General features: G+C 39.6%; 25 protein-coding genes. 20 read left to right on the top strand and 5 right to left on the bottom strand.

The window, feature by feature from the left end:
• The first annotated feature begins 16 nt into the window (after nt 1-16).
• Together FXF70_RS09755 and FXF70_RS09750 are read left to right on the top strand one after the other, a co-directional pair.
• The gene (locus FXF70_RS09755) at nt 17-1,327 is read left to right on the top strand and encodes an MFS transporter (RefSeq protein ID WP_148780169.1); all 1,311 of its coding nucleotides are present in this window, start codon (nt 17-19) and stop codon (nt 1,325-1,327) included.
• Nucleotides 1,328-1,400: 73 nt separating this feature from the next.
• Nucleotides 1,401-2,309: a chemotaxis protein gene (locus FXF70_RS09750; RefSeq protein ID WP_008348035.1), complete on the top strand. Its 909-nt coding sequence runs from the start codon at nt 1,401-1,403 to the stop codon at nt 2,307-2,309.
• 34 nt (nt 2,310-2,343) lie between these two features.
• Here FXF70_RS09750 and FXF70_RS09745 read toward each other — a convergent pair whose 3' ends face one another.
• The gene (locus tag FXF70_RS09745) at nt 2,344-2,805 is read right to left on the bottom strand and encodes a YkyB family protein (protein ID WP_007498684.1); all 462 of its coding nucleotides are present in this window, start codon (nt 2,803-2,805) and stop codon (nt 2,344-2,346) included.
• Between the two features lie 313 nt (nt 2,806-3,118).
• Here FXF70_RS09745 and FXF70_RS09740 point away from each other — a divergent pair, with 313 nt between their 5' ends.
• A complete protein-coding gene (locus tag FXF70_RS09740) occupies nt 3,119-3,550 on the top strand; it encodes a hypothetical protein (RefSeq protein WP_148780168.1) in 432 nt (143 codons plus the stop codon).
• Between the two features lie 165 nt (nt 3,551-3,715).
• Here the strand turns inward: FXF70_RS09740 and FXF70_RS09735 are convergent, their stop codons facing one another.
• Complete coding sequence (locus FXF70_RS09735; RefSeq protein ID WP_008348016.1) at nt 3,716-3,931, bottom strand: hypothetical protein; 216 nt, start codon at nt 3,929-3,931, stop codon at nt 3,716-3,718.
• Between the two features lie 165 nt (nt 3,932-4,096).
• Here FXF70_RS09735 and FXF70_RS19055 point away from each other — a divergent pair, with 165 nt between their 5' ends.
• On the top strand, nt 4,097-4,273 hold the full coding sequence (locus FXF70_RS19055; RefSeq protein WP_187424768.1) for a hypothetical protein: 177 nt from the start codon (nt 4,097-4,099) through the stop codon (nt 4,271-4,273).
• A gap of 227 nt (nt 4,274-4,500) precedes the next feature.
• On the opposite strand, the gene FXF70_RS09725 is transcribed toward FXF70_RS19055, so the two are convergent.
• The 3 genes from FXF70_RS09725 to FXF70_RS09715 form a co-directional block, all read right to left on the bottom strand.
• Nucleotides 4,501-5,778 (bottom strand): MFS transporter, encoded by a 1,278-nt coding sequence (locus FXF70_RS09725; RefSeq protein WP_008348012.1) that lies wholly within the window; start codon nt 5,776-5,778, stop codon nt 4,501-4,503.
• A gap of 73 nt (nt 5,779-5,851) precedes the next feature.
• Nucleotides 5,852-6,349 (bottom strand): L,D-transpeptidase family protein, encoded by a 498-nt coding sequence (locus FXF70_RS09720; protein ID WP_008348009.1) that lies wholly within the window; start codon nt 6,347-6,349, stop codon nt 5,852-5,854.
• 156 nt (nt 6,350-6,505) lie between these two features.
• Nucleotides 6,506-7,363: a metallophosphoesterase gene (locus tag FXF70_RS09715; RefSeq protein ID WP_039963342.1), complete on the bottom strand. Its 858-nt coding sequence runs from the start codon at nt 7,361-7,363 to the stop codon at nt 6,506-6,508.
• A gap of 139 nt (nt 7,364-7,502) precedes the next feature.
• On the opposite strand from FXF70_RS09715, the gene fadH reads away from it, so the two are divergent.
• The 16 genes from fadH to FXF70_RS19140 all read left to right on the top strand — a co-directional run.
• Complete coding sequence (fadH, locus tag FXF70_RS09710) at nt 7,503-8,267, top strand: 2,4-dienoyl-CoA reductase (RefSeq protein WP_007498678.1); 765 nt, start codon at nt 7,503-7,505, stop codon at nt 8,265-8,267.
• Between the two features lie 64 nt (nt 8,268-8,331).
• Nucleotides 8,332-9,552, top strand: a complete 1,221-nt coding sequence (locus FXF70_RS09705) for an EAL domain-containing protein (RefSeq protein ID WP_052320947.1) — start codon at nt 8,332-8,334, stop codon at nt 9,550-9,552.
• Between the two features lie 261 nt (nt 9,553-9,813).
• Nucleotides 9,814-10,710 (top strand): manganese catalase family protein, encoded by an 897-nt coding sequence (locus FXF70_RS09700; RefSeq protein WP_019743902.1) that lies wholly within the window; start codon nt 9,814-9,816, stop codon nt 10,708-10,710.
• 184 nt (nt 10,711-10,894) lie between these two features.
• Nucleotides 10,895-11,137 (top strand): YkuJ family protein, encoded by a 243-nt coding sequence (locus tag FXF70_RS09695; RefSeq protein ID WP_003212254.1) that lies wholly within the window; start codon nt 10,895-10,897, stop codon nt 11,135-11,137.
• Nucleotides 11,138-11,276: 139 nt separating this feature from the next.
• Nucleotides 11,277-11,792 carry a ribonuclease H-like YkuK family protein gene (locus tag FXF70_RS09690; protein WP_008348001.1) on the top strand — a complete coding sequence of 172 codons (516 nt, stop codon included), beginning with the start codon at nt 11,277-11,279 and terminating at the stop codon, nt 11,790-11,792.
• Nucleotides 11,793-11,941: 149 nt separating this feature from the next.
• Complete coding sequence (gene abbA / locus FXF70_RS09685) at nt 11,942-12,133, top strand: antirepressor AbbA (protein WP_008347999.1); 192 nt, start codon at nt 11,942-11,944, stop codon at nt 12,131-12,133.
• A gap of 146 nt (nt 12,134-12,279) precedes the next feature.
• Nucleotides 12,280-12,723 (top strand): cyclic-di-AMP-binding protein CbpB, encoded by a 444-nt coding sequence (gene cbpB / locus FXF70_RS09680; RefSeq protein ID WP_007498671.1) that lies wholly within the window; start codon nt 12,280-12,282, stop codon nt 12,721-12,723.
• Between the two features lie 96 nt (nt 12,724-12,819).
• On the top strand, nt 12,820-13,701 hold the full coding sequence (locus FXF70_RS09675) for a transcriptional regulator CcpC (protein ID WP_039168691.1): 882 nt from the start codon (nt 12,820-12,822) through the stop codon (nt 13,699-13,701).
• 102 nt (nt 13,702-13,803) lie between these two features.
• Entirely contained in the window at nt 13,804-14,211 is a 408-nt protein-coding gene (locus FXF70_RS09670; RefSeq protein WP_041507579.1) for a DUF4275 family protein, read from the top strand.
• A 199-nt stretch (nt 14,212-14,410) separates the two neighbouring features.
• Nucleotides 14,411-14,887, top strand: a complete 477-nt coding sequence (locus FXF70_RS09665) for a flavodoxin (protein ID WP_148780167.1) — start codon at nt 14,411-14,413, stop codon at nt 14,885-14,887.
• Nucleotides 14,877-15,770, top strand: coding sequence for an exo-alpha-sialidase (locus FXF70_RS09660; RefSeq protein WP_148780166.1), 894 nt, complete (start codon nt 14,877-14,879; stop codon nt 15,768-15,770). The genes FXF70_RS09665 and FXF70_RS09660 overlap by 11 nt, the downstream gene beginning before the upstream one ends.
• Before the next feature lie 16 nt (nt 15,771-15,786).
• Nucleotides 15,787-16,245 carry a flavodoxin gene (locus FXF70_RS09655; protein WP_008347989.1) on the top strand — a complete coding sequence of 153 codons (459 nt, stop codon included), beginning with the start codon at nt 15,787-15,789 and terminating at the stop codon, nt 16,243-16,245.
• 109 nt (nt 16,246-16,354) lie between these two features.
• Nucleotides 16,355-17,065, top strand: a complete 711-nt coding sequence (gene dapD / locus FXF70_RS09650) for a 2,3,4,5-tetrahydropyridine-2,6-dicarboxylate N-acetyltransferase (RefSeq protein WP_008347987.1) — start codon at nt 16,355-16,357, stop codon at nt 17,063-17,065.
• Between the two features lie 34 nt (nt 17,066-17,099).
• Nucleotides 17,100-18,278 carry an N-acetyldiaminopimelate deacetylase gene (locus tag FXF70_RS09645; protein WP_148780165.1) on the top strand — a complete coding sequence of 393 codons (1,179 nt, stop codon included), beginning with the start codon at nt 17,100-17,102 and terminating at the stop codon, nt 18,276-18,278.
• Between the two features lie 50 nt (nt 18,279-18,328).
• Nucleotides 18,329-18,571: a YkuS family protein gene (locus FXF70_RS09640; protein WP_003211408.1), complete on the top strand. Its 243-nt coding sequence runs from the start codon at nt 18,329-18,331 to the stop codon at nt 18,569-18,571.
• Nucleotides 18,561-18,743 (top strand): hypothetical protein (locus tag FXF70_RS19140; protein ID WP_222863439.1); only part of this gene is annotated, 183 nt, incomplete at its 3' end. The genes FXF70_RS09640 and FXF70_RS19140, both read left to right, overlap by 11 nt.

The following is an 18,743-nucleotide window of genomic DNA, read 5'->3' as shown; positions in this document are numbered from 1 at the left end:
GAAGGGAGTCAATCTATTGAAAAGAGGGAAAATGACCGTTCAGAAAAAAGGGGCAAGCTTCGGGCTCTTTTTCACAGCACCTGTTTTGGCCTGGGCATTGTATGATTTTGCAAATACGATATTTTCATCGAATATGATCACCATTTTCTTCCCATTTTACTTGCAGGAGACGATAGGCGACAGTGCGAGGATGGATCAAATCGCCAGCACATTTATTTCTTATGCGAACGCACTTGCAAGCTTTTTCCTCGTCATTTTTACGCCTTTATATGGTGTGCTGATTGATCGTACAGGGAAAAAGAAGCGGTATATCACAGTGTTTACCCTGATTTGTATTGCCTGTACCTTTATGATGGGGATCTTTGCTGGGATTGATTTCTCAAGCGAATGGTTTGGTCTTCCTGTCTCCTTATTGGTGGTGGTTACCTTGTTCGTCATCGCCAAATTTTTCTATCACTCTAGTCTTGTTTTTTATGACACCATTTTGCCCGATCTTGGGACAAAGGATGAAATCCCCCTCATTTCTGGATTCGGTATTGCTGTCGGCTATTTAGGTACACTTGTCGGCCTTTCTGTTTATTTACTTGTAGGAAATGACCAGTTTCATGAAGCATTCATTCCGACAGCCCTTTTATTCTTTCTCTTTTTTCTGCCCTTTCTCTTTATTATAAAAGATCCTCAACCTCTCCCGCAGCAAGAGAAAAAGGCGTCTTTTTTCAGCGGGTATAAAGAGATTATTCGTACATTTAAAGAGATGAAGCAGTACAAACCGGCCTTTATTTTTATGATCGCTTTCTTTTTTATGAATGATGCGTTGCAGACAGCGATTGCGATGATGGCTGTTTATGCAAAAATTATCATTGGTTTTACGGCAGGTCAATTTATTTTGCTTTATCTTGTGTCCACGATTTCAAGTATCATTGGCTCGTTTCTATTCGGATATGTCACAAAGGCCATCGGGGCAAAGCGCTCGATTACAGTCGTGTATGTCATTTTAATTGTGGCGCTCATTCTAGCTGTGACAGCGACAACTGAATGGGTCTTCTGGGTAGCAGGCAGTTTATTCGGCATTTCACTTGGCGCAAGCTGGGGATCATCACGAATCCTCATTATTGAGCTGACGCCTAAAGAAAAACGAGGGCAATTTTTTGGTCTCTTTGCGTTTTCGGGAAAGGTGTCTTCAATTGTTGGTCCCATCATTTATGGCTCCGTCACACTTCTATTTGCATCACATGGGAATCTCGCAAGCCGTCTTGCATTAGGGTCTTTGCTCATCCTTGCAGCCATAGGACTTGTGATTCATCAATTCGTGCGAGAGAAAGCGTAAAGAAACGTCAACTTTTTACCCATGCTGCCGATATAAAAAGTACAATCTTATATTGAAGAATAGAGGGATTTCCGTGGCTTTAAACAAACAAGAAATTTTACTTGACTCTGGTACTAATGAATTGGAAATTGTGAAGTTTGAAATTGGTTCAAATCAATTCGGCATTAACGTCATGAAAGTAAGAGAAATTATTCAGCCAGTTGAGGTGACAGTTGTACCGCACTCTCACCAAGATGTAGAAGGGATGATTAGTTTACGAGGCGAGATTTTACCAGTCATCAATCTATTTTCCTTTTTTAATGTCGAGTCAGATCAGTCAGAACAAGAGAAATACATTGTGACTGAATTCAACCAACGGAAATTTGTGTTCCATACAGGAACGGTATCACAAATTCACCGCGTCAGCTGGGAAGAGATTGAAAAACCAACTGCACTCAATCAAGGAATGGATCGTCATTTAACAGGGATCATCAAGCTTGACGAGAAAATGATTTTCCTTCCAGATTACGAAAAAATCATCTATGATATTGAATCCGCATCTGGTGTAGACACATATCATATGTTTGACGGTGAGAAAGACGAGAGAAGAACAGGGAAGAAGCTGTATGTTGTGGAAGATTCTCCCCTTCTCATGCGCTTATTAACAAATGAATTAACCGAGGCAGGCTATAAAAACATTGTGACCTTTGAAGATGGGAAACAAGCATATGACCATGTCATGGATCTTGTCAGTAAAGGCATTAGTGTGACAGAAGAAATTGATATGATTATTACGGATATAGAAATGCCAAAAATGGATGGACATCGATTAACAAAGCTGCTGAAGGACAATCCTTTAACACAGTCCATTCCAATTCTCATTTTCTCTTCATTAATTACGGACGATCTGCGTCATAAAGGGGAAACCATCGGTGCAGATGATCAAATTAGTAAACCAGAAATTCATCAGTTGATTGAAAAAGTAGATCATTTTATTATCTAAAGAAAAAACCACTCGCTTTGAGTGGTTTTTCTGTTTAAAAATAACTTTCCCCGAGCCGTTTGAAGACGGGTTTTGTATAATGTGATTTTTGTTTTGTGGCGGCAGGTTTTTCTTTTAAACCGACATACGTTTGAAGTATTTGTTTCGCTCGATTTAATGACATATTCGCTTTTGGATTGCGATATGATTGATTTAAATTTCCTAAGTGTGGCAAAAATTCGAAGTCTTCTTTAGTTGGTGGCAGATGAAAATAATAATCTCCAATTTCAATCAGCACGTCGGACTGTTGTTGACTATATCTGGGATTGTTAGAGAAATGTAGGCCCACTTTTCTTCCTTTACCTTCTTGCAATAGTTTTTGCAGCGCACGTTTTTTCAAAAGATAAAGAAACTTGGGATTTGGTGCGGTTTTAGCATGGCGGTTAACAGTATAAATGGCTTTTGCGATGTTTTCTGCTGTAGGTTCTATGTCTTTAGTATGAGCATAATCGTCCATTTTTTCTCTCCTTTGTCTTTCGTCTTCCTGTGCTTAGTATAAATTATACGTTTTTATTAGTAAATTGCAAATAGGGTTATTGTTAAAAGTGATATATGTATTGGACTTGATCGGCATTTTTTTAATTGTGCACATGACTTGATGTTTATTATAGAAACAAAATGGGATTAAATACGCAAAAAATTATTTATAATATGAAAATTGAAAAAATAATTTTTAAAACGTTTTCGTATATTGTGATTCAGAAGGAATTGTTGATCAAAATGTAATAATATTGTATAATTTCTATATATTTTTAAAAAAGGGTGATTTTATGAAGTTAAGACTAGTAATTTCGTTTGTATTTTTATGTGTATCAATCTTTTTTTCTATCGATGCATCAGCTGCTACTAGCAATTGGCAAACCCCTTATTTTGCTAAATCTACATGTAAGGTAAGAGTATGGACAGATGCTACCAATTATTCTAAAAAAGCTAAAACTGTTGATTTTACAATTGAACAAAATGGTAAATGTGGTGAACTAAGATATGATGCTCATTTGTCTCCAATCGGACTCTATACATATACCGCAGAATTTGAGAGAGGGAGTTTTAAATATAAAACCCCGCTGAAAAAATTAAGCTTAAATCTACCAGAATACAAACATAGAGGATATGAAGCTGTTGTACATGTCAATTTATCTAGTAAGAATGGTAAAGATCTAGGGTATGCACAATCTAAAACAATTAATATAAAAAAACGTTAGAAAATTCATAAACATGTCTAAAAGTTAATAGCAAATAGATATAACTTAATCCCCTTTTAATAGGGGATTTTTATTGTACAGATCAAAATTAAATAAGTTTTTGATGATTGCAGATCTACCATATGCAAGACAATCAAAGTCGAACATATGGCTTAAAAACATGGACTATTTTGTATGGCTAGAATAAGCACAGTAAAAACAGCCGTTAAAATCAGTTTCACTCGTCATTTTTTTGGCTTCATCCATGGCGCTTTCACTGTTCATGTGCAGACCAATCAACGTACGACTTGCTGCATCACCTAAAAATGCGCAGTCTTCTGTATGTACAACGTATTGTCCTTGATCATTTTTTGTATGAATAAAATAATAGCTTTTTAGCATACCCTTCACCTCCAACCTGACTATATTACTATAAAACTTCCAATATTGTAAAGAATTTTTATTAAAAATGTTGCATTTATACACATTCCTTTTATTTCATAAAAAGGAAAATTGGTTGTAAGATAAGAAGAGCAAAGTCAATGAGAACAGAAAGGATGGTTTAGATTGAAAGATATTTTAACGCCTGTATTGGTCGCTTTTGTGGTTGGAGGCATTGTGTACGTGATAGATGATCGGCCGATTCATCCTTTTCTTCTTTTTCTCATCTTATTTATTAGCATTTATACAGTCGATAGAATCGTTCATTTTGCTTCGAATCATTTCCATGAGCAGAAAAAATAATCGTCGTTTATGTTACACCCATGAAAAAAGGACTTTCTATAGAAGAAAGTCCTTTCAGCGTGTAGACAAACCCTCGCAATCTTTGTCAGTCCTGCGTGCTGGTGCTCACGAATGTGAAATTCGCTCCGCTCCATTACTCGCCCTTCCTAGACTGCAAAGGTTTTCTATCACGCTGAAAAGAAGAAAAAGGGCTAAAATAAACATTATTTTAGCCCTTTTTGCTTCATCTATTGTACTCCCTGACCTTTTAATTCACGCTGTACATCTAAGTCGGCAGCTTCTCTGCTGAACTTTGGCAGTGTAATGAAGTAAAAAAGGAAAACGAGTAAAATAATAATACCCATTCCGTAATAAATGTAAGAAACATTGGTGATGAGCTTTGGAAATAACACGGCAATTAAACCTAGCGTCATTGATTGTGCAAACATGGTGAGCGGATCAACCCACCCTGATACGCGTCCCATCAGACGAGGGTGAACAATTCTTGGGAGCCAGCCTCCAATGACAATGTTGACTGGACCAATACATGTACCAATGACAAATGATGTGACATAAAATAACCATAATGTATGGGTAGAACCAAGGACAAAAATTAAAATACCTGCAACTAGAATTGGAATCGACATGAGATATTGCATCTTTACCTTTTTCGCAAGAATAGAGCCAAGTAAGCTTCCAACTAGAAGGCCGGCACCGATTGCGATCGTAAAAAAGGATGTATGCAGTTCAAAATGGTCCGGTGAAAGACCGTATTTCATTGTAAACATCGGAAGAACGGCAAATGCGCCATTCACAAGACCAAAAACAAAAAAGCCGAAAATTAAAGAAGCCAATAATTTATTTTTTAAAATATAGAGAATGCCTTCTTTAAAATCTTTTAGAGACGTTTTAACGGTCATGCCTTTCCAGCCTGCTTGTCCATTTGGCTGTCGTGCTTCAATTGGAATATTGCATGATCGAATGAGAATACCGGAAATAATAAAACTGACCAAATCAATGGTAATGGCACCGTGAAGTCCAATCGTTTTATACATAATGGCACCAATTCCAACACCAAATACCATAAACAAACTAAACAGCATCTGATTTAAACCAGCAGCTTTTGCATATTGATCTTTATTTAAAATGGCCTGAACGAGAGAGGCTTCAGCTGGATAGAAGAACTTCGTAATGGCACTTCGTATAAACAAGATCAAGAAAATAAGCGGCAGTGAATTAAAATAAATGACGATAAATAAAACGATCGTCAGCCCAGCTCGTATCCAATCACAATTCTCTGCGACTTTTTTACGATCAAAACGGTCTGCGACCACACCGACCATAAAAAAGACAAAGATCGTAGGCAGTGAATACATTAGCTCTGCTAAAGTGGCGTAAGCGGGCTGATGACTAAAATGGTCGAGCAAATAAAAGGCAAACGCCATATTGCCTACTGTTGTCCCCATTTGCGAGGCAAGTGCTGCAAAAAAGAGACGAACAAAATTTCTGTTTTTAAAAATATCCATAAATACGCTCCTTAACCTGAAGATCCCACTTTCTATCATATAAAATTTTAACCATTCGTACAATTGATTTCTCCTACTGGCTAATGGTCACAGGTGTTCCATTTGGAACAATTGAAGCAAGTTCGATGACATTCTGATTGTACATGCGAATGCACCCTCTAGACACAGCTTTACCAATTGAAGACGGGTTATTCGTTCCATGGATGCCATAATGAACTTTTGAAAGGCTCAGCCAATAGGCGCCAAAGGGACCTCCTGGGTTTGGCTGTCTGTTGACAATATAATAAGAACCTGTCGGTGTCATGTTTAATATTCTGCCGGTTGCAATCGGGTATGAGCGCAAGAGCTGTGATCCAGAAAACAGCACGAGACGTTTCGCTGAAATTGACACAGATATGCGGTAAGGGATCGTGTTAGGATCCGGTAACCCAGGGATGATGATGACTTCATTTTGTTCTGGTTCGCGGGCTTGAAGTGACGGATTTGCAGCCTTTAAAGCATCTGTCGTTGTTCGAAAATCAAGTGCTATAGAAGCAAGTGTTTCTCCACTTTTTACCGTGTATCGCAGCACGAAAGCTCACTCCTTTTACTCAAATAAAAGAAGCCATGATCCCCGCCTCACATATACTATATGGACGGGATCAGGCCCAGTAAGGTTTCTCCTAACATTTGTCATGAGAATGATCTTTGTTTATACATATGCAGGAAAAGGTGATTTGGCTTTTCTTTACACGTGAGATGTTAAGGTGAAAAAAGTGATTTCAGGTTTGGCTAAAAACCGAAGCGGCAGTCTAGTTGTCCCAAGCCCGCGGTTGACATAGATACGGTGCTGATAGCTACCGTATAAGCCTTCGACATATGTTCGCCCAAAAGGTGCTGTGAGAATCGGTCCATAGAAAGGAAGCTGTATTTGACCACCATGCGTATGCCCAGAAAGCTGTAAGTTAATAGGTGTTGTTTCAAGCTCTAGTGCCGCATCAGGCTCATGCACAAGCAATAACGTAAAGAGATCAGAAGAGACTTCTCGTTTGATGAAATGGTAATCAGGCATACTCATCATGAGATCATCCAGTGTAGCGATCTGTATGCGTCCGCCTTCTTTTTCTAAGTGAAACACTTCATTTTTACATAATGTAAAACCGCAAGCTTTCATCGTTTCCTCATATAGATCAATGCCAAATGGTCCGTAGTCATGATTTCCGCATATGGCAAACTTTCCAAACGGAGCATCAAGCTTAGACAAAGAGGCTTTGGCTTTTTCATGTTCTTCAATCGATGATTCAAAATCAACAAGATCACCTGTAAACACAATGAGATCGGGAGATGCAGCGTTGATCTTTTGGACAACAGTCTCTAAATCTTTTGCCGAAAATGTATCACTTAAATGAACATCACTAAATTGCGCAATTTTAAACTGGTCAAAAGAAGCCGGTAGCTGAGCATCATGAATGGTGAGTGATACGGTGTCGATCATGCGCGGCTCAATGTACCGAGCATAGCCATAACCGGATGTGGTCGCCAAAAGTCCGAGAATACTCGCACCAGCTGCTCCTTTTAAAAATTGCCTACGGGAAAGTTGCTTCATATAAGACTCCTTTAAAAATAAAATTAAGTATAGCATGATTTTTGATGAATCTCCCATATGGTGTATGGAGGGGAAATCATGATATGATAGATGGATAATGAATGAATAGTCATTCAAAATACACAAAGGGGGAGAACAAATGACGAAGCAAACAGTGATTGTCACAGGGGGATCAAGCGGAATGGGAAAGGCGATGGCGACTCATTTGGCACTCGGGGGCTGGAATGTTTTGATTACTGGAAGAACAGAAGAGACCCTTGAAACAACGGCAAATGAAATCAAACAGCAAGGTGGTTCGATCGCTTATTTTCAAATGGACGTGCGACATCCAGAAGATGCTGATCAAATGGTGAAGTTTGCAGTAGATACATTTGGTGATGTGGATGCACTCATCAATAACGCAGCAGGCAACTTTTTAGTTCCAGCAGAAAAACTGTCTCCTAACGGCTGGAAAGCGGTCATTGATATTGTGCTAAATGGCACCTTTTTTTGCAGCCATGCAGTGGGCAACTATTGGATTCGTCAAAAGAAAAGCGGAAGTATGATCAACATGGTCGCCACATATGCATGGGGGGCTGGTGTTGGTGTAGCGCATTCAGCAGCCGCAAAAGCAGGCGTACTATCACTTACCCGAACGCTTGCAGTCGAATGGGGAAAGCAATATCGCATTCGCGTAAATGCCATTGCGCCGGGGCCCATTGAAAGAACAGGTGGTGCTGATAAACTGTGGGAATCTGAAGAGGCTGCCCAAAGAACATTAGATAGTGTTCCGCTCGGTAGACTTGGCACACCAGAAGAAATTGCAGAACTTGCGAGTTTCTTATTATCTGAGCATGCATCTTATATTAATGGAGATTGTATCACGATGGATGGGGGGCAATGGCTCAACCAATCACCATTTTGAATGACCGTGTAAGACCTGCTTTTGATATGGTATAATCACACAAAGAGAGAAGCAGGTGATGAAAATGGTCGATCCATTGGATATTTTAACGAATATTGAAGATGTTTTCCCGCACTATCAAGCGATCTTCAGTGCGGAGGAACAAAAAGTGATAGGCTATGAGATTCTTGGAAGAATGAAGCTTGAGTCGGGAACAGTTAGTCTAGGCTCCTTCTTTACGGATTCATCTATTCCTGACGAATATAAATTGGAAGTAGATCACAAAGTATTAAGTCAAGCGCTTGATCTCTTCACAACCGCAGATGAAGATTTGCTCATCTTTATTAATCATGATGCGAATGTCCTCATGCTTGATCATGGCGAAAGTTTTTTAGAACTTTTAAAAGAATATGAAGCAAAGGGTATTCAGCTTAGCCGGTTTGTCATTGAAATAACTGAACATACATTTAGCGGCGACATTGAACAGCTTTACCATACGTTAACGTATTATCGTACATATGGGATCAAAATCGCCGTATCTAATATAGGAAAAGAAAGCAGCAATCTTGACAGGATTGCTCTGCTTTCACCTGATCTATTAAAAATAGATCTACAGGCTTTAAGGGCTTCGTCTCCATCTCCTTCCTATGAATATGTGTTATACAGCATTTCACTTCTTGCAAGAAAAATAGGAGCGGCTTTAATCTATGAAGACATTGAAGCGAATTTTCAGCTGCAATATGCATGGAGAAATGGCGGAAGATATTTTCAAGGCTTCTACCTTCACGAGCCTGTGGCACAATTAATTGACCGTAACAAACGAAAAGAACAGCTTAAAGAAGAATTTCAACAATTCATTGCCCATGAGAAAAAGAAACTCCAAGCTGTCTATGAACATTCTGAAACCTTTTATAAGCGAATACATCAAGCTGTCAGTACGTTAAAAAAATCATGCAGCACAAATGATGAACTTATACAAAAACTGGCACTTGAACTAACCGATTGCAGCTTTCGCATTTATATGTGTAATGAAGAAGGGTTTCAAATCACTGGAAATGTGTTTAAGAAAGAGAAAGAATGGCTGTTTCAGCCAGAGTATATAGAGAAAAACTGGAGCTGGCGCCCTTATTTTCTAGCAAATATTCTTCAAATGAGAATTAGCGGAAAAGGATTTTTCAGCGATATCTACAGTGATTTAGAAACTGGAGAACGAATACGTACGTTTTCTTATCCGTTAGAGGGAGACGTGTATTTGTTTGTAGATCTTCCGTATGCTTATCTGTATGAGCAGGAAGGATTAATTTAAAAGCAGCCGTCAAGGCTGTTTTTTTTATTAGAAAAAAGATAGAAAAAATGGTTGACAATGAAACTGATAATCATTATCATTTAGTTATAGAGAGAAGCTACTCTCTGTTCCCCAACCCCTCTATCAGATCAAGATCCAAAAAACTTGGCGCTACCCCCGCCAAGTTTTTTTTGTGCGCCAATCATTCCCTTCATGCATAGGACATCCCAATTCATCCATACACCTTAAATGATGATAGTTAGACAGTAGGAGGGAAAAGTCATGATCAAACGTGACAAGCGGCTGCTGATTGATTTACCAATGCCTGATCACCCAGATGCAAATGGTGCAGCGGCTGTGCAAGAATTACTCGGCGGAAAATTTGGTGAAATGTCCACATTAAATAACTACATGTTTCAATCGTTTAACTTTAGAGGGAAACGAAAGCTCAAACCATTTTATGATCTTGTATCAAGTATTACAGCTGAAGAATTCGGTCATGTAGAGCTTGTGACAACTGCAGTCAATCTCATGATTACGGGAACCACCCATGGGGGCGATCCAGATACGACCCCGATGAAAGCGGCTGTTGATAAACGAAATACGCAGCATTTTATCCAAACGGCACAAACAGGCTATCCGTTTGACTCCATGGCAAAGCCGTGGACAGGTGAGAATGTGTTCTCAAGTGGTAATCTGATTCTGGATCTTCTTCATAACTTCTTCCTAGAGTGCGGAGCTCGTACGCATAAAATGCGCGTATATGAAATGACGGATCACCCTACGGCAAGAGAAATGATCGGTTATTTACTTGTCAGAGGCGGCGTTCATGTTGTGGCGTATGCAAAAGCCCTTGAGGTAGCGACAGGGGTAGATGTTGGGAAGATGCTGCCGATTCCAAATCTCGACAATAAATACTTTGACTCTGCAAGAAAGTTTGAAGATCAGAATATTCATACAAAACTGTATACATTTAGTGACACGGATTATAAGGATATCAATCAAATTTGGAAAGGAAACCATCCAATTGATGGAAAGCCGCTGACAGTTATTGAGGGCACACCAAAAGGTGCACCCGTGCCAGATTATAGAGATTTGCCGGAAGAGTTTGCTCCAGGTATTTCAAAAGAAGATTTTGACGAAATTGCGAAACGCCTGATGAGATCGGCCGGTTTATAAAAAACAAGATGCATGAGATAAGAAAAAAGACTCAAAATAAAAAAACAGATTCTTTTTCTTTTTTTGAATTCAAGAGGAAAAATATCATCTGAGAACACTTTATGGTATGATGCTTTGTAGGACTTGTGTATAATCAATACGGGTTCATCTTGAGTTGTTTTTTTGAAAGGAGTCTTTTTTTAGAATGTCACAATTAATGGGTATCATTACAAGGCTGCAAAGTCTTCAAGAGACAGCAGAAGCTGCAAACGAGCCGGCACAGCGTTATTTCGAAGTGAACGGTGAGAAAATCTGTAGTGTTAAGTATTTCGAAAAGAATCAAACGTTTGAATTGACTGTTTTTCAACAAGGGGATAAGCCAAACACTTTCCCATTTGACAACATTGATATGATTTCGATTGAGATTTTTGAGCTTCTACAATCCTAAGCTGAATCGTATGAAATGTTTTTTCTAAGAATTCCTTCGTTGATTGCGGAAGCATACACTTCATAGGTGATAAGCAAATGGAAGATGATCATTCAGTGCAATATTCGGATAAGAGACCATTGAAAAGGAGTTCCTTTCTGTGAGTGATTCTTTTTTCTTTAATCTTTCTGAAGAGCATTTAGCGTTTTCTGATGTTGTCATGAGAATGAAAGACTTTATTCAAAAAGACCCGAGATCTGTTTATGTACTATCAATTGGTACGGACTCTCAGGTCAATCAGAATGTCACAACATTTATGACTGCAATTCATCTTCACCGGATCGGCAAAGGAGCTTGGGGCTGTCTCACGCAGCAAGTGTTGAATCGGCCTGTACAAAGTCTTAGAGAAAAAATTTCATTAGAGACAGCGTTTAGCCAAAAGGTATGTGCAGACATCCTTGAGGGACCTTTAACAGAACTGATGGATTTGCTTCTTCCGTTTGCTGAGGAAGGGGCAGACCTTCGTTTTGAAGTCCATCTAGATATTGGCAAAAAAGGAAGTACAAAAGAGCTGATCCAGGAAATGACCGGAATGATCACAGCCATGGGAATTGAAGCAAAAATAAAACCCGACTCATACGCAGCATTTTGCTACGCCAATCGATACACAAAATAAATTCCGTCATTTTTCTCCAAACGTTGTCGAAACGTGCGGTTGACGATTCGATTCTAGTTCCTTATTCTAGCTGTATAGAGAGGAAGCAGACATTCAAACGCCTGCTAATCAATATAAAAGCATATATGAAACAGGGGGCCTGATGTTGAATGAGCGTCATCGAAAATCGTTTTAATGAAGAAGAGAAAAAGCTATTATTAAACGTATTACTGAATCAGGAATATGCTGTCGAATTACTAAGCAGTGAGATCAATGATATAGAATGTGGAACAAAAAATGTCGACGACAATACGTATAAGAAATTGATCACATTGTATGACAGAGTAAGGTTTGAGAATTAATATCGATTGAACATTCTATTAGATACTCTACGCTGAGTATCTTTTTTATGCAGAAAAAAATCTTTCGACAAAATTCGTTTTAGTTTATGCTTAATGTTAAAGGGGAATGTATGATTGATGATTGAGAGAAAAGGGGTCGAAGAAACATGATAGAGATAGAACCGGCTCAATTACTTGAGTCAACAGTAGCTGAGCATATGATTGATGCAGATAAAGTGGCACACGTTCAAATTGGAAATAATCTTGAGCACGCCCTATTGGTCCTGACAAAAACAGGATATACAGCCATACCTGTTCTGGATGCTTCTTATCACCTTCATGGGTTAATTGGAACAAATATGATCATGGATAAAATCTTTGGCTTAGAACGAATTGAATTTGAAAAGCTCGACCAATTGAAGGTAGAAGAGGTCATGCTATCAGATATTCCAAGACTGAAAACGACTGATCCTGTTTTAAAAGGTGTTCACGCTGTAACGAATAATGGATTTGTTTGTGTGGAAAATGAAGAGCAAGTATTCGAAGGAATTTTCACTCGGCGTGTTGTATTAAAGCGCTTAAATGAAGTCATTCATTCCGCAAAAAAATGAGCTGCAGCCCAGCTTATTTTTTTTGCCTTCATAAGCTATTATTTATATAATGACTATATAAAATAAGAAAAACTTATCAAGAGAAGGAGGGCGCCCATGCAGCTTCAAGAGTTACATATGCTTGTTGTACTTAGTGAGGAATTGAATATGAGAAAGGCTTCAGAGCGGCTCTTTGTCTCTCAGCCTGCCTTATCTCAAAGGCTGCAAACGATTGAAAAAGAGTGGGGAACCAAAATCTTTTTTCGTTCACAAAAAGGCCTGACAGTCACTTCAGCTGGCGAACAGATTATTCAATTCGCCAAAGAGGTCACGACTGAGCAGGATCGAGTGCGAGAGAGAATTGACGAGCTTGAAGGAGAAATTCACGGTACACTCAAGCTTGCCGTTGCGTCCATTATTGGTCAGCACTGGCTGCCAAAGGTGCTGAAGCGGTATGTCGAGAAATACCCAAATGCCAAAGTATCTCTTGTGACAGGCTGGAGCAGTGAGATGCTTAAAAGTCTGTATGAAGACCATGTCCACATTGGCATCATTCGCGGGAATCCTGATTGGAAGGGCACAAAGGAATACTTAATGACCGATCATTTATATTTAGTCGATTCTGTCATCAAGGACGTGGATGAGTTAATTGAGACAGAACGCCCGTTTATTCAATTTAAAAGTGATAGCACCTATTATCAAGAAATTCAGCACTGGTGGCATCAAAAGTTTAAAGTGTCGCCAAAACAGACGATTCTTGTGGACCAGATTGAGACATGTAAACAAATGGCCTATCACGGTATCGGCTACGCCATTTTGCCTTCGGTCACCTTATATGATCATGAGAAAAGTGTACACAAAACCCCGCTCGTAGACGCAAATGGAGAGCAAATCGGACGTGACACGTGGCTGTTAGGATATGAAGCCTCTTTTCAGTTAAAACAAGTTCAAGCATTTGTTGGTGTGGTGAAAGAAATGCTTGAAAGTGAGGCAGTGTAAGTACTTCTGGAAGAGGAGGTGCTTTTTAGGATAAGTGGTTTGATTAGGTTTCTAATAGATTTACCTGTTTCATACTGAAAAAGCAGAAAGCTGGAAGAAATGATGAGAAATCAACAAAAAAAGAAGATGGATATACCGAAGTGGGGAACTTATTTACGCGAGAGATGGCGTGGACGTTTTGCAAGTCATCTTTCTTTAGAAGAACAAAAAGAGATTGGGATGGATGGTTTCCTATGGCACTTATGCAGCTGGGGAAAAGTTGAATGCCTTGAAAAAGAGGCAGCGATAAACGCCTTTCATCAGCAATCAAAGCATACATGTACTATTTTTTATCAATTTACTCAAGAAGCGTATCTGTTTGAAAACGCCGCTGACCTGTCAGTAAAGGAATTGCCGTATACAGACGGACACATGGACTATAGCGATCTATATGTCATGGATTGGGAAGAAAATTGGACATTTGTGATGACGCACGAAACAGATTGCGGTCCATATTTTATTCAGAAATAAAAAAAGAGTAAATCACAAAGAGATAGAGTGATGATCAATTAAAGCCGCCTTCCAATTGGAATGAGCGGTTTTTTGATGTACGTCATGTTTATTTTGAACAGCACCTTTTCATAAAACATTTGACAATGAAAATCATTATCATTTAAAGTGTACATATAATAATTGAAAATGATTATCATTTAGATGAGGTGACCAATAGATGAAAGCACTAATTGCATTTGCGAGTATGTCTGGCAATACGGAAGACATGGCAGCGATCTTAAAACAAACGCTTGAAGGAAAAGGGATAGAGACAGAGATGATTGAATTTGACGACACAAGTGCAGAAGATCTTTCTTCATACGATTATGTCATGATCGGCTCTTATACATGGGGTGACGGTGATTTACCTTATGAAGCTGAAGATTTTTATGAAGAGGTCTCAGCACTTGAACTTAGTCACATCAAAGCGGCGGTATTTGGATCAGGCGATTACAGTTATCCGAAGTTTTGCGAGGCTGTTCATACCTTTCATGACATGCTGAAATCGACAGGTGCATCCGTATTTCCTGAAACATTGAAAATGGAACTTGCGCCAGATACAGATGAAGATGTGGCGTGCTGTGAGGAGTTTGCAACGAGCTTTTTAACGTGGGCATCATTGTCTGAGAAAAGAGTTGAAAATCATGTTTCATAAAGGTGCGACAGCTGTTGCTGCGTCTAAAAGTGGCGGCTACTTTGTTGCTGTCAAACGAGAAGGTATTTTCCATTACAGTGTGGAGGGCGGATGGCAGCAGCTTTTTAAGCTTAAGCATAAAATCCATGCTATCAGTTATATTGGTCCTTATTTGTTCGGTGTTGGTGAAAATGGAACTGTCATACGATCAGGAGATGAGGGCCACACATGGGCGCTATCATCTTTTCCGACAAATGCAGTTGTTTGGTCTATTACAGGACGCAAAGATGGGTTTGTATGCGCACATGGAAAACATAGTATTTATGTGTCAACCGATTTCGGAATTTCCTGGGAAATTATGAAGCCATTTGCTCATGTGAATCAGCCCCCTGTGATTCGTTCATTATGTGTAGCCGGTGATTATCTTTATATTGGAACGCAGATTCATGAGGTACATGGAGGAATATGGGTGTATGACTTCCAAAGTGAACAGGTTTTTCTCCTAAACAGAGAAGAGCACCGAATGACTGCTTCTATGCTGCTTTGCGGGGAACACCTCCTTGTCTGTGCGTTGGGCTCTAAAAAAGGGAAAAAAGGGTCTGTTCAAATTTTAGACTTACATACCAATATGCTGCATGATATTCAATCACAAGCTTTTGCGCGAGAGGAATCATTTTTGGATGTGTCAGAGGATAACGGCATTGTGTATGTGACCACCTCACAGGACGAGCATGGATTTTCTAAGGTGTATCAGCTTGATATAGAGCAAAAAGAGCTCAAGTGGTTTGATACGATCAAAGGGCACGGTTTTCGTGTCGCCAATCAAAAGGAGAATTTTTTCTGTGCGGGTTTATATGAAAGTAAGTTTGTCAGGCCTTATGAGGAACCTGCACTGATTCATTAATAAGGAGGAAGAAAAAGTGACGAAAAAAGTTTTATTGGTGTATGCCACAATGTCAGGAAATACAGAAGCAATGGCTGATTTAATCGAAAAAGGATTAAAGGAAGCTGGGGCTAGCGTGGACCGGCATGAAGCGATGGATATTGATGCTGAACTTCTTCATGATTACTCGCACATTCTGTTAGGTGCATATACTTGGGGAGATGGTGATCTTCCAGATGATTTTATTGATCTATATGAGGAAATGGAAGAGCTTGATTTGACGGGTAAAGCATTTGCTGTATTCGGTTCTGGAGATACATCTTATGAACATTTTTGCGGAGCTGTGGATTTAATTGAAGAAAAAGTGAAGGAGCTGGGCGGTGATATCGTCCTGCCATCCATCAAAATTGAGCTGAATCCAGAAGGAAACGAGGAAGAGGAATTGATTTCTTTTGGTAGACAATTTGTTCATCTTCACCAGCAAGAAGCGGGATAAAGAGGCCCGCTTGTTTTATTTGCCAAGGCGCAGACGATTCTTTCACTTGTCATTAAAACTCTCCTTTGGTACAGTAATGAAGTATAAATTAAGAGGAGGACATACATACATGAAACAAATGGACGCTAATGAAATTATTTCATTTATTCAAAATAGTACAAAATCAACACCTGTGAAAGTCTACATTAAAGGGGACTTAGAAGGTATTGAATTTGGTGAACATGCAAAAACATTTATCACAGGTAACACTGGTGTTGTCTTCGGTGAGTGGAGCGAAATTCAAGAAGCTCTAGCATCAAACAAAGACAAAATTGAAGATGTTGTCGTGGAAAATGACCGTCGTAACTCTGCGATTCCTATGTTGGATTTGAAAAACATCAAAGCACGTATTGAGCCAGGTGCAATCATTCGTGATCAAGTGGAAATTGGCGATAATGCAGTCATCATGATGGGTGCTTCTATTAATATCGGTTCAGTCATCGGTGAAGGTACGATGATTGATATGAACGTTGTTCTTGGCGGCCGTGCGACAGTAGGTAAGAACTGTCATATCGGTGCGGGATCTGTTCTTGCAGGTGTCATTGAGCCGCCTTCTGCTAAGCCAGTTGTAGTAGAAGATGATGTTGTCATTGGTGCAAACGCTGTTGTTTTAGAAGGTGTGACAATTGGGAAAGGTGCGGTTGTAGCAGCTGGAGCGATCGTTGTGAACGATGTCGAGCCTTACACGGTTGTAGCAGGTACACCTGCAAAGAAAATCAAAGACATTGATGAAAAAACAAAAGGTAAAACTGAAATCAAACAAGAACTGCGTCAGCTTTAATTGACACAATTCGCAGCTGAAGACATAGACGTGGATGATATATCCACGTCTTATTCGTATAGAGGAAAGGAAGCGAGTTCACTTGTTAAATCGTGAGCAACTAATATCCATTCGAAGAGATTTGCACCAAATTCCTGAGCTTGGTTTTAAGGAATTTAAAACACAAGCTTACCTCATCAAGCATCTCGAATCGTACCCAACAGATCGAATCGAGATGGAAACATGGCGGACTGGACTTTTTGTGAAAGTAAAAGGGACAAATCCTACGCGCGTCTTTGCGTATCGTGCAGATATGGACGGCTTATCTATCCCTGAAGAAACGGGCTATTCATTTCAATCGGTACATGAAGGCCACATGCATGCATGTGGACATGATCTTCATATGACCATTGCTCTTGGTATCATTGATCATTTCGTGCATCAGCCAATCAAAGAAGATCTGCTATTTATTTTCCAACCGGCAGAAGAAGGGCCAGGCGGAGCTGAACCAATGCTTACAAGTGATGTTCTAAAAAAATGGACGCCAGACTTTATTACAGCGCTGCATATTGCACCTGAATATCCAGTCGGCACGATTGCAACAAAGCCGGGCCTATTATTTGCTAATACGAGTGAGCTTGTGATCGATCTTGAAGGAAAAGGCGGGCATGCCGCATACCCTCATTTAGCAAATGATATGGTGGTGGCTGCAAGTGCACTTGTAGGGCAGCTGCAATCGGTGATTTCACGAAATGTGGACCCTCTTGATAGTGCCGTCATTACAGTTGGCACGATTACAGGTGGTACTGCTCAAAATATCATTGCGCAGCACGCAAAGCTGGATGGAACCATTCGCACGCTCTCGCCAGAGTCTATGGAAAAGGTGAGAAAACGAATTGAAGCACTTGCAAAGGGAATTGAAATTGGCTACGAATGCAAGGCGACAGTTCGATACCCTTCATCTTATTACGAAGTGGACAATTCAAAGGAATTGACAGAGGAATTTATGTCATATGTAGCCGAAGAAGGTCTTGCGAACGTCATTGAATGCAGAGAAGCGATGACAGGAGAAGATTTCGGCTACATGCTGAAAAAATATCCTGGCTTCATGTTTTGGCTAGGGGTAGATTCAGAATATGGTCTGCACCATGCAAAACTCACGCCTGACGAAAATGCGATTGAAACAGCTGTAAACGTCATGACAGCTTATTTTAAAAAGCAAGCAGGTGAATGAATAATCAAATGGTCTCCTGTACACCTTATGAACAGGAGGTGTTCTTGATTATGACAAGAATTGGTGTAGAACCATCTTTATCCGATGTAGAAGAACTTTTGAAGCAAAAAGGGTATGATGTCGTACGTATTCAAAATGAACAGCAAATGGATCAGTGTGACTGTTATGTGGTCACAGGGTTAGATTCAAATGTTCTTGGCATTTCAGACACAACGACAAAGGCATCTGTCATTACAGCGTCAGGTATGACGGCTGATGAAATTTGTCAAGAAGTAGAACAGCGTGTTCAATAAAACTAACAAAAAAGAACCAGGATATTATGATCCTGGTTCTCAGGCTGTCGAGAAAATATCGACAGCTTTATTTTTTCCCTTAAATTTTCCACTATCCCATTTTATAATAGAGAAAAGCATACTAAAGGAAGGTGTTTTTCTCATGTTCCACACTAGAAATTCTTCTCAGCAC

The sequence above is a fragment of the Bacillus sp. Y3 genome (assembly GCF_008123875.1).
In the GTDB taxonomy this organism is placed as follows: Bacteria; Bacillota; Bacilli; order Bacillales; family Bacillaceae; genus Bacillus; species Bacillus altitudinis.
This window is presented reverse-complemented; position numbering and strand designations above follow the sequence as displayed.